Here is a 511-nt window from a genome sequence, read left to right as displayed (position 1 = left end):
TTTTCAAATTTATTTTCTCCATATGGCGCTGATGAGCGGTTCAAAATTATTGTGTGCAACAATAATCTGCTGCGGACTAATCTCATGCGAATAATTATGCAGCGTACTATGCAATATATCCAAACTGCCCGTATCGGTTCCCCGTTTAGGGCATTCAAGCTTTAATGTGGCTAATTGTTTTTTATTGATAAGCCCGCGATCCTTATGATGGATATCCTGTGCGACACCCAAGATTTTTACCCTCAATTTTGAATTCTCTAAAACCGGTTCCGTAGTGCTTCCATCGTTAAATACTATGTTGCCATTGTGTAAAATATAGTAGTCGCAACTTAACTCTATCAGCGAGCGCAGTAGGGCGGCCGTTGAGTAAGGTGTTTCTTGAACATTTAGTTTATTCTTTAATTCTAAATAGATATTACGTATTTTCCCCAGATTTCTCGGAATATTGAGGGCATAATTAATCAAATGTTTTGTGTTCGTTGGATTTGGGACAGGTTTGCCATTGCCTGTC

At 38.7% G+C, this 511-nt stretch carries 1 protein-coding gene; it reads right to left on the bottom strand.

The annotated features are described in order from the left end of the window. Window positions 1–9 precede the first annotated feature (9 nt). Window positions 10–511 (bottom strand): hypothetical protein (locus HMPREF2954_RS12595; protein WP_168165585.1); only part of this gene is annotated, 502 nt, incomplete at its 5' end.

Origin of the sequence: Neisseria sp. HMSC067H09 (assembly GCF_001814135.1) — a bacterium.
GTDB lineage: Bacteria > Pseudomonadota > Gammaproteobacteria > Burkholderiales > Neisseriaceae > Neisseria.
The sequence above is the reverse complement of the archived record's forward strand: the minus strand, read 5'-3'. Positions and strand labels throughout refer to the sequence as shown.